Genomic DNA, 9,372 nt, shown 5'->3' on the forward strand with positions numbered 1-9,372 from the left:
GTCCGTCAGCTGCAAAATTGTCTCAGCCGCGCCAACCGCGCACGATGGACAGAAGCTGCTCGACGTGGGCGATCGGCGTGAACTGGCCGATTCCGTGCCCGAGGTTGAAGACGTGGGGACGATCCGCAAACGCCTCAAGTAACGCCAGCGCTCCGCTCTCCAGTTCCGCGCCGCCCGAAAGCAGGAGCAGCGGATCGAGATTGCCCTGCACCGGTAGCCCTTCTGGAAGCTCGCGCATGGCCCATAGGGGATCGATCGTCTCGTCGATGCCGACTGCATCCACGCCGGTTTCACGGGCATAGGCTGGCAACTTTTCACCGGCACCCTTGGGGAAGCCGATGATCAGAGTCTCGGGATGGCGCGCTTTCACGGCGGCCGTGATCTTTGCATTGGGCGCGATTACCCAGCGTTCGAACTGTGAGGGCGAAAGACTGCCGGCCCATGAATCGAAAAGCTGGACCGCTTCGGCGCCGGCCTGAATCTGCCCGCAGAGGTATTCGACCGTAACCTCCGTCACCGCATCGATGATGGCCTGGAATGCGTCGGGATCGCGGTAAGCCATTGCGCGGGTGTCATGCTGATCACGGCTGCCTTCGCCTGCGACCATATATGTCGCGACTGTCCAGGGTGAGCCGGCGAATCCCAGCATCGTCTTGTCGGCTGCGAGCTGCGCGCGAACCTTACGCACGGTCTCGTAGATCGGAGTCAGCCGCTCAGGGACCGCGACGAGGCTTTCGAGCGCGTGGTCGACCAGCTTCGGGCTGAGTCTTGGCCCCTCGCCGGCAAGGAACTGAAGGTCCTGCCCCATCGCGTAAGGCACGATCAGAATGTCGGAGAACAGAATCGCGCCGTCGAAGCCGAAACGACGGATCGGCTGCAAGGTAATCTCGGCCGCGGCGTCGGTATCGTAGACGAGTGCGAGGAATCCGCCCTTTTCTGCGCGCAGTTCACGATATTCGGGGAGATAGCGGCCTGCCTGGCGCATCAGCCAGATTGGCCGGCGCGTTGAATCGCCGTTTGAATCACCGCTGGAAACGGTTCCGCGCAGGGTGTCGAGAAGCAGGCCGGGCATCGCGTTTTCGTCCAATCAAAAAAATATAGAGAATTTATATAAGGTTGATGGGAGTAGTTGGTCCTGTGGATATCGGGGACGGCTGCGCATTGCCCGATTTGTACCCCGATGAACAGGCCCTAGCGCTTCTTGCGACTCTCGGACTCAGTTGAGTCAACGAAAGCTTGTTCGCCTTCTCCACAGGGTGTTGATGGAATCGGCCCGGCTGTCCACATCCTGACTCGTTGAATCCCGTTAGCGGGCAGGAATCGGTGGCAACGAGTTGTCACCGGATTGCTCCCGTGGTTTATGCCGGAACATATCCACAAGCCGCGGCGCTGTTCCACAGCGCCCGCAAAAGGGGCCAGCGAAAGCCGACCATGGCGCGATTTCACCTGCATCTCCTGTCCGATTCCACCGGTGAAACGCTGGAGATGATCGCCAAGGCTGCGCTTGCGCAGTTCGACGATTCCGACGTTTTGCGTCATTTCTGGCCGATGGTCCGTTCGCAGCAGCACCTTGACCGGATCATGGGAGAGATTGCCGCGAACCCGGGCCTCGTCTTTTTCACGCTGGTGAACGAGGAAACGCGCGGCCGGCTGGAGGAACGCTGCGTGGCTCTGGGCCTGCCGGCTATCGCCGTGCTCGACGGAGTGACCGATGCGCTCGAAGCCCTGCTCGGCCAGGAGGCCAAGGGCCGACCCGGCCGACAGCACCGGCTTGACGATGCTTACTTCGCGCGCGTCGATGCCATCCAGTTCACCATCGCGCATGACGACGGCATCCTGTGGGAGGAATGGGAGGAAGCCGACATCGTGCTGGCGGGCGTTTCGCGTACCAGCAAGACGCCGACTTCGATCTATCTCGCAAATCGCGGCTACAAGGTCGCCAATATTCCGATTGTGGTGGAAAGCCCGCCGCCCACCTCGCTGTTCGGTTTGCGCCGGCCGCTGGTCGTCGGCCTGACTACCGCGCCCGACCGCCTGATCCAGATCAGGCGCAACCGCCTGCTTTCGCTCAGCCAGTCGCCCGACACCGACTATGTCGATAACGACGCGGTGGACAGCGAACTCAAATATGCCCGGCGCATGTTTGCCGACAATTCCTGGCCGGTGATCGATGTCACCCGCCGCTCGATCGAGGAGACCGCCGCTGCGGTCATAAACCTCTACAACGAGCGCAAGGCCGCTGGCGAAACCGGACAAATCGGCCCGAAACCGATCTGATCCGCCGATCTGACACGAACTTACGGAAATTCCCATGATCGTTCTCGCATCCCAGAGCGCCTCTCGGCGCGCCATGCTCGAAGCTGCCGGTATCGCCTTTCGCGCGCAGCCTGCCCATATCGACGAACGCGCTGTCGAAGCGGCGCTGGCTGACGCGCCGCCGGCGCAGGTGGCCCTCGCCCTCGCCTGCGCCAAGGCCGAAGTTGTTTCACGTGAAACATCCGGCGAATGGGTGCTGGGCAGTGACTCGCTTGTTTCGGTTGAAGGCCGCCGCTTCGACAAACCGGCAAGCCGGGCTGATGCCGCCGCGCACTTACGCTTCTTCTCGGGCAAGGTGATGGAATTGCACAGCGCTGCCGCCCTGGTGAGGGACGGTGAAGTCCTCTGGGCCGATGCTGCTTTTGCCCACCTTCGCGTCGCGGAACTTTCCGATGATTTCATCGACACCTATCTCGATGCCGAGTGGCCCGAAGTCGCCGCCTGTGTCGGCGTTTTCCGCATAGAGGGGCGCGGCGTGCAGTTGTTCGAGCGGATCGAGGGGGACTATTTCACGATCCTCGGCATGCCGCTGCTGATGGTCCAGTCGGCGCTGCGCAATCTGGGAGTGATGTCGCTGTGAACATCATTGGAACAATTTATGCCGAAGTGATCGGCGATCCGATCGCCCAGTCGAAGTCGCCTGCGATTCACAATTTCTGGCTGGCGGAACTCGGGCTTCCCGGCCGCTATGACCATTGCCTGGTCAAGCTGGAAGACCTTGCCGGTTACCTCGCCCAGCGTCGCAGCGACCCCGCATGGCGCGGGTGCAACGTGACGATGCCGCACAAGCTGGCGATCATGCCACTGCTTGACCGGCTCGATCCGCTGGCAGCGCGGATCGGGGCGGTGAACACCGTGGTGCGCGAGGCTGACGGCACCCTCACCGGTTACAATACCGATGCGCCGGGCTTCCTCGAACCGATTCAGGAGGAAGTGGACAAGATCCACCTGTTCCGCATGGCGCGCGTGCTGGGCACCGGCGGCGCGGCGCGGGCGATCGTGGCGGCGCTGGCCGATGCGAAGTTCGTGATCGTGCTGGCCGGTCGCGATCCGGCCAAGGCGCGCGCGATGCTCGACGAACTCGCACCGAACGGCGAACACCACGCGATCGGCCTCGGCCATTTCGCCGATCCTACCGACTTCGCCTTCGACGACCGCGAGCAGTGCTTCGACCTCATCATCAATGCCAGCCCGCTGGGCATGACCGGGCAGCCGCCCCTGTCCTTCGATTTCAGCCATGCGCCGCCGCGCAGCGTGGTCTACGATATCGTCACGAATCCGCTCGACACCGATTTCCTGCAAGCGGCCCGCGCCGCCGGATTCGAGACGGTGGACGGTCTGTCGATGCTGATCGGCCAGGCGGACAGTGCCTTCACCCGCTTCTTCGGGGCAAAGCCGCCGCGTGATCGCGACGCAGCGCTGCGCGAAATGATCCGCGCGTGACGGTCCGCCCGAAGATCCTGGGCCTCACCGGCTCGATCGGCATGGGCAAGTCCACTGTTGCCACCATGCTGCGCGAACTGGGCGTGCCGGTGTTCGATGCCGATGTGGCGGTGCATGAACTGCAAGGTCCGGGCGGTGCGTTGTTGCCGCTTATCGAGGACGCGTTTCCCGGCACCATCGGACCTGCCGGGGTCGACCGCCCCAAGCTCGGCGCGGCGGTCTTCGGCGACAAGGAGAGACTCGGCCAACTGGAACGAATCGTCCACCCCGCGGTGGCGGCGATGCGCGCAGATTTTCTACGCGAAAATGCGCAGGCGCCGCTGGTCGCGTTCGACATTCCGCTGCTTTACGAAAAGGGCGGCGACCAGGGGCTGGACAGCGTCGCCGTGGTCTCTGCCCCGGCCTATGTACAGCGTGCGCGGGTGCTTGCCCGTCCCGGCATGACGACGGAAAAATTCGAGCAGATTCTAAGACTTCAGGTGCCCGACGCCGAGAAGCGCGCCCGCGCCGATCACGTCATCGACACCGGCCTTTCGCTGGAAGAAACGCGAGAACAGGTAGCCGGTATCGTGCGGGCGCTGACCCGAATGTAATATTCCGCGTCAGGCCCTTGCACTCGGGTTCGCCTAGGCAGATATGGAGAGGGATGAGAGAGATCATCTTCGATACCGAAACGACCGGATTTGACCCGAAAAACGGGGATCGAATGGTGGAAATCGGCTGCATCGAGATGATCAATCGCGTGGCCACCGGCCAGTCCTACCACGCCTATTTCAACCCCCAGCGTTCGATGCCGGCAGAAGCCGAGGCGGTTCACGGACTGTCCGATGCTTTCCTTGCCGACAAGCCGCTTTTCGCTGCCTCGGCACAGGATTTCCTCGACTTCATCGAGGACAGTCCAATGATCGCGCATAACGCCAATTTCGACTTCAACTTCATCAATGCCGAACTGGCGCTGTGCAACATGCCCATCGTCAGCCGCGACCGGATGGTGGATACCGTGGCGCTCGCCAAGGTGCGCCATCCCGGTGCCAAGCTTTCGCTCGATGCGCTATGCTCGCGCTACGGGATCGACAGGAGCCACCGCACCAAGCACGGCGCACTGCTCGACGCCGAATTGCTGGCACAAGTCTACGTCGAGCTTCGCGGAGGCCGCCAGATCGGTCTCGAGCTCGTCGCCGAAACAACGAAGATCGTGACGGAAATCAAGGTTCTCAACACGAAGGACCGTATATTCCGTCAGCCGCGTCCCCACGCGGCCACCGAAGAGGAACTTGTTGCTCACGCAGCGTTTCTCAAGTCGGTCGATACCCCGCTCTGGGGTGCCTGAACTCTAAATAAGGAGAATACGCCCATGGATATCCGCGTCTCCGGTCACCAGGTCGAAACCGGCGAGTCCCTTCAGGTCCACGCCAACGAACGGCTCACGGCGATCATCGAGAAGTATTTCAGCCGGGCGCTGTCCTCGCACGTCACTTTCAGCAAGGCCCCTGCGGGCGCCTTCCGCTGTGACATCATCATGCATGTGATGCAGAATCTCGTCCTCAAGGGCACGGGTAGCGCCCAGGACGCGCACATTTCGTTCGACCAGTCGGCCGAAAAGATCGACAAGCAATTGCGCCGCTACAAGCGCCGCCTCAAGGATCGCCACGAGCAGGCCGCACATACGGCTGCGGTCGAGGAAGCCGCCTACATCATCTTCGAGGAAACGCAGGCCGCAGAAGGCGAAGACGTCGAACCGGACGCGCCCATCGTCATTGCGGAAACGCGTGTCGACGTTCCTGAAGCCACCGTTTCCGATGCGGTGATGATGCTCGACTTGCGTAATACTACAGCGCTGTTCTTCAAAAACGCTGGAACCGGACGCCATAATATGGTTTACCGCCGCGGCGACGGTTCGATTGGCTGGGTCGAACCACACTGAGGCTCCAGGTTTGGTGCCCAGGATTTACGCCTTTCGGGCGTAACCGCTTCTAAACTCTGAGGAGAGGAAGAAAAGCCCCCGGTTCGCCGGGGGTTTTTGGGGGTATGCAGATTTGGAAACCGGTCAAACTCTAATATCAGAATCGAAATGAGTGGGCTTTTTGCACTGCTTCCCGATGCCGTGATTACGGTTACCGCGGATAGCAAGAACGTAATTCTGGATAGGCTCGCGGCGCAGTTCGCGGCGGTTTATGGTCTTGACCATAAGGCCGTGCTTGCGCGCGTCACCGAGCGTGAACAGCTGGGTAGCACCGGCTTCGGCCGCCGTATCGCAATTCCCCATGCCCGCATGCCGGGGCTGGGCCGTCCGGTGGCCGCATTCATGCGCCTTGAATCCCCGGTCGAGTTCGATTCAGCCGATGGCATGCCTGTGGACCTCGTATTCGGCCTTCTCTCTCCCGAGGGAGCAGGGGCCACGCATCTCCACGCTCTGGCGGCGATCTCGCGCATGATGCGTGATGAGCGCATGCGCGAGGCCCTGATGGCCGCACCCGGCCCCGAGGCGCTTTACGGCCTCCTGAGCAATGTTATCGACCGCGATGCCGCATGACCTGATGGCCTCCGGCAGGCCCGACGAAACATCGGGGGCTGCCGGCGCGGGATTGCACTGGCGGGCCCTTGAAAGCCTCTATGCCTCTGCCCCGATCAACCACATGTTCCGGTCATCGCTGGAGATCACCGGCGAGGGACTGTCGCGCATAACTTTCCTGGTCGAGCCGGACTGCTTCCACGCAGCCGGCGCGGCGCATGGTACGATCTATTTTAAGATGCTTGACGATGCAGCTTTCTATGCTGCCAATACCCATGTGACTGATCGTTTCCTGCTCACTACGTCGTTCAACATGCACCTCAGCAAACCCATCAAGGGCGGTCGCATCGTGGCCGAAGGTCGCTGGGTAAGCGGCCGCCGCCGGGTGCTGGTGGCCGAATCCTGGTTGCTCGACGAAGACGGGGATGAATGCGGGCGCGGCACGGGCACCTTCATGCGCTCGCGCATCTCGCTGTCCAGCCTGCCGGGATATTCGATTCCGCCGGTTTCCGGCTGAGCCGATGGACGAGCGGCTTCCCGCACACCTTGAAGTGTCTGCCCTGATTCGTCAGGTCAATACCGAAGGCGGCTTCGCAGCGGTCCTGGCAAAGGGTGAGCGCGACGCCGGTACGATCCTTGTCGTCCTTGCCCATAACGGCGCTCCGCCGCGCCTGTTCGAGCGGATGCCGGAACTGGACGGAACTCGCAAATGGCGCTGCTCCCGGACTCACGATTCGCTAGAGCCTTTCGCTTTCCAGGACTACCTGGACCGGCGCAAGGCACAGGACCCCGATTTATGGATCGTGGAACTTGACGTCGCGAAGGGTGAACGCTTCATCGGGACGCAAGCCGAACAAGGTTGACTTGCACGCAATGCAAGTTAATGGCCGCCTTCGCAAACGCGAAAGCGGCAACGGCGGCACTTCGGTCGCCCGGCTAGCACGCAGACGGGGAATCGTCGGCAGGCTCAACGGATATAGAACGCCCGAATACGGCATTCCGTTCCAGCCTGTGTCGGATCGGTTCACCGCCGTTGATATGATTAAATGCGAACCAAGGTTGAGTGGGCGGGCGTCATGGCGCTGGCCGCAACGGTATTGACCGCACTGTTGAGCGCCCAGGGCTCGGGCGCAGCTGCATCGGACTTCATTCCGATTCTGGCCGAACAGAAGCCCGCCGTGGAATTCGTTTCCCGGCCCATGGTCCAGGCCCTCCCCGCCGAAGATGGCGACGAGGATTCCGACGAGACCGAGATTTCTCCCGACGCAGACTCGCTCAAGGAGCTGGTATCGCAGCAGACGATGCCGGACACCATGTCGAGCGAAATGCGTTGCCTCGCCGGCGCGATCTACTTCGAAGCACGCGGCGAAACCCTTGAAGGTCGACTGGCCGTAGGCCGCGTGATCGTTAATCGCACGAAGTCGGGACGCTTCCCCACCAGCTATTGCGGCGTGGTGTATCAGCCCTCGCAGTTTTCGTTCATCCGTGGCGGCGCTATGCCGTCCGTGCGCGAAGGCTCCATGAGCTGGCGCGAAGCCGTTGCCGTGGCGCAGATCGCCGACGAAGGCAGCTGGAAAAGCCTGGCTAAGGGCGCTCTGTTCTTCCACGCCACGCGGGTTTCGCCCAATTGGCGCCTGACCCGTCTGGCACGGGTCGACAATCACATTTTCTATCGCTGATTTGAAGCCGGGGTAGCGGAAGACCCGGGGCTATTGCCCCAGACCCCTTCGATGTCGGCGAGCGCCGGCAGCGGCGCCGAGTGTCCGGCAAGATTGAGCATAGCGAAGCAACCCAAGGCGGCATGGAGCTGCCCTGGGTTGCTTCGTTATGGTCTTAATGACGATCAATGGCGGCGCCGCAGGCCATTATGCCTCGCGGCTCGCCTTGGGCGCGCCTACGAAGCTGCCCGCGTGACGTCGACATCAAAGGGGTCTGGGGCAATGGCCCCAGATCTTCCCTTCAAATCTTACTGGCTGAGTTCGACCCACACCGGAGCATGATCGCTGGCCTTCTCGCGGCCGCGATGTTCCTTGTCCACGCCGCAGGCCACGAGACGGTCTGCAAGTTCGGGCGAGAGCAATGAGTGGTCGATGCGGAAGCCATGGTCGCGCTGCCAGGCGCCTGCCTGATAGTCCCAGTACGTCCACACCCCGCCACGCGGGTTGTGAGTGGCCACCGCGTCCGTCCAGCCATCTCCGAGTAGTCGGAAGTACGCATTGCGCGATTCCGGCTGCATCAGGGCGTCTGCAGCCATTGCCTGCGGAGCCCAGATGTCGCGGTCGGTCGGGATGACGTTGTAGTCGCCGGTCACGATTGCGGGCACTTCCTGCGCCTTGATCACGTCCATGCGGCGGCGCAGGCGTTCCATCCAGCGCAGTTTGTAGTCGAACTTGGGGCCGGGCAGCGGATTGCCGTTGGGCAGATAAATGCACACGACCCGCAGGCCGAAGACATCTGCTTCGAGATAGCGGGAGTGTTCATCCTCAGGCTCGCCTTCGAGGCCGCGCTGGATTTCCACCGGGGCTTCACCGTCGGCCAGAATGGCGACGCCGTTAAAGCCCTTCTGGCCGTGCCAGATGCCTTTGTATCCCAGCTTCTCGAACTCGGCCATCGGGAAGCCTTCGTCCTGCGTCTTGATTTCCTGCAGGCAGGCGACGGCGGGGCGGGTTTCTTCGAGCCATTCGAGCAGGCGGGGCAGGCGAGCCTTGACCCCGTTGATATTGTACGTCGAGATTCTCATACCGAGAAGCTGGACCCACAACCGCAGCCTGCGGCTGCATTCGGATTTTCGACCTTGAATGCCGCGCCGCCCAGCGACTCGACGAAATCGACTACGCAGCCGGCGACAAGGTCGAGGCTGACGGAATCGACGACAAGGCGCACGCCATCGGTTTCGGTGACGCTGTCGTCGCCTTCCGGGGCGTCGGCGAGGCCGAATTTGTACTGGAAGCCCGAGCAGCCGCCGCCTTCTACGGCGAGGCGCAGGATGGCGGGCTTGCCCTGCTTGCTGGCGATCGCGGCAACGCGCGCCGCTGCGGAGGGGCTGAGTGTCAGGCTATGCTGGTCCATGCTCCTGATGTAGGCGCGCACAGCCCCTGCGG

13 protein-coding genes are annotated in these 9,372 nt (G+C 62.2%); 10 read left to right on the forward strand and 3 right to left on the reverse strand.

Translation table 11 applies throughout. The features are described 5' to 3' along the window. Positions 1 to 22: 22 nt before the first annotated feature. Positions 23 to 1,072, reverse strand: coding sequence for a uroporphyrinogen decarboxylase (gene hemE, locus GVL61_RS10920; RefSeq protein WP_159979855.1), 1,050 nt, complete (start codon positions 1,070 to 1,072; stop codon positions 23 to 25). A gap of 359 nt (positions 1,073 to 1,431) precedes the next feature. On the opposite strand from hemE, the gene GVL61_RS10925 reads away from it, so the two are divergent. From GVL61_RS10925 to GVL61_RS10970, 10 genes are all read left to right on the forward strand, one after another. Beyond that, positions 1,432 to 2,277, forward strand: a complete 846-nt coding sequence (locus tag GVL61_RS10925; protein WP_159979857.1) for a pyruvate, water dikinase regulatory protein — start codon at positions 1,432 to 1,434, stop codon at positions 2,275 to 2,277. Between the two features lie 34 nt (positions 2,278 to 2,311). Further along, entirely contained in the window at positions 2,312 to 2,896 is a 585-nt protein-coding gene (locus GVL61_RS10930) for a nucleoside triphosphate pyrophosphatase (RefSeq protein WP_159979859.1), read from the forward strand. A gap of 5 nt (positions 2,897 to 2,901) precedes the next feature. Continuing rightward, on the forward strand, positions 2,902 to 3,759 hold the full coding sequence (gene aroE, locus GVL61_RS10935) for a shikimate dehydrogenase (RefSeq protein WP_159980084.1): 858 nt from the start codon (positions 2,902 to 2,904) through the stop codon (positions 3,757 to 3,759). Further along, positions 3,756 to 4,352, forward strand: a complete 597-nt coding sequence (gene coaE / locus GVL61_RS10940) for a dephospho-CoA kinase (RefSeq protein WP_159979861.1) — start codon at positions 3,756 to 3,758, stop codon at positions 4,350 to 4,352. The genes aroE and coaE overlap by 4 nt, the downstream gene beginning before the upstream one ends. 53 nt (positions 4,353 to 4,405) lie before the next feature. Further along, entirely contained in the window at positions 4,406 to 5,089 is a 684-nt protein-coding gene (dnaQ, locus tag GVL61_RS10945) for a DNA polymerase III subunit epsilon (RefSeq protein WP_159979863.1), read from the forward strand. Positions 5,090 to 5,113: 24 nt separating this feature from the next. Then, positions 5,114 to 5,683, forward strand: a complete 570-nt coding sequence (gene raiA / locus GVL61_RS10950; protein ID WP_159979865.1) for a ribosome-associated translation inhibitor RaiA — start codon at positions 5,114 to 5,116, stop codon at positions 5,681 to 5,683. A 147-nt stretch (positions 5,684 to 5,830) separates the two neighbouring features. After that, the gene (locus GVL61_RS10955; RefSeq protein ID WP_159979867.1) at positions 5,831 to 6,292 is read left to right on the forward strand and encodes a PTS sugar transporter subunit IIA; all 462 of its coding nucleotides are present in this window, start codon (positions 5,831 to 5,833) and stop codon (positions 6,290 to 6,292) included. Next, complete coding sequence (locus GVL61_RS10960; RefSeq protein WP_235037637.1) at positions 6,282 to 6,788, forward strand: PaaI family thioesterase; 507 nt, start codon at positions 6,282 to 6,284, stop codon at positions 6,786 to 6,788. Before GVL61_RS10955 ends, GVL61_RS10960 begins: the two co-directional genes overlap by 11 nt. A 4-nt stretch (positions 6,789 to 6,792) precedes the next feature. Beyond that, entirely contained in the window at positions 6,793 to 7,134 is a 342-nt protein-coding gene (locus GVL61_RS10965) for a DUF1491 family protein (protein ID WP_159979869.1), read from the forward strand. Positions 7,135 to 7,317: 183 nt separating this feature from the next. Then, positions 7,318 to 7,950, forward strand: coding sequence for a cell wall hydrolase (locus GVL61_RS10970; protein WP_159979871.1), 633 nt, complete (start codon positions 7,318 to 7,320; stop codon positions 7,948 to 7,950). A gap of 287 nt (positions 7,951 to 8,237) precedes the next feature. Here the strand turns inward: GVL61_RS10970 and xth are convergent, their stop codons facing one another. Together xth and GVL61_RS10980 are read right to left on the reverse strand one after the other, a co-directional pair. Beyond that, on the reverse strand, positions 8,238 to 9,011 hold the full coding sequence (gene xth / locus GVL61_RS10975; RefSeq protein ID WP_159979873.1) for an exodeoxyribonuclease III: 774 nt from the start codon (positions 9,009 to 9,011) through the stop codon (positions 8,238 to 8,240). After that, positions 9,008 to 9,340, reverse strand: coding sequence for an iron-sulfur cluster assembly accessory protein (locus GVL61_RS10980; protein WP_159979875.1), 333 nt, complete (start codon positions 9,338 to 9,340; stop codon positions 9,008 to 9,010). Before GVL61_RS10980 ends, xth begins: the two co-directional genes overlap by 4 nt. Positions 9,341 to 9,372 lie beyond the last annotated feature (32 nt).

This window comes from Novosphingobium sp. 18050, from assembly GCF_902706195.1.
Taxonomy (GTDB): Bacteria; Pseudomonadota; Alphaproteobacteria; order Sphingomonadales; family Sphingomonadaceae; genus Novosphingobium.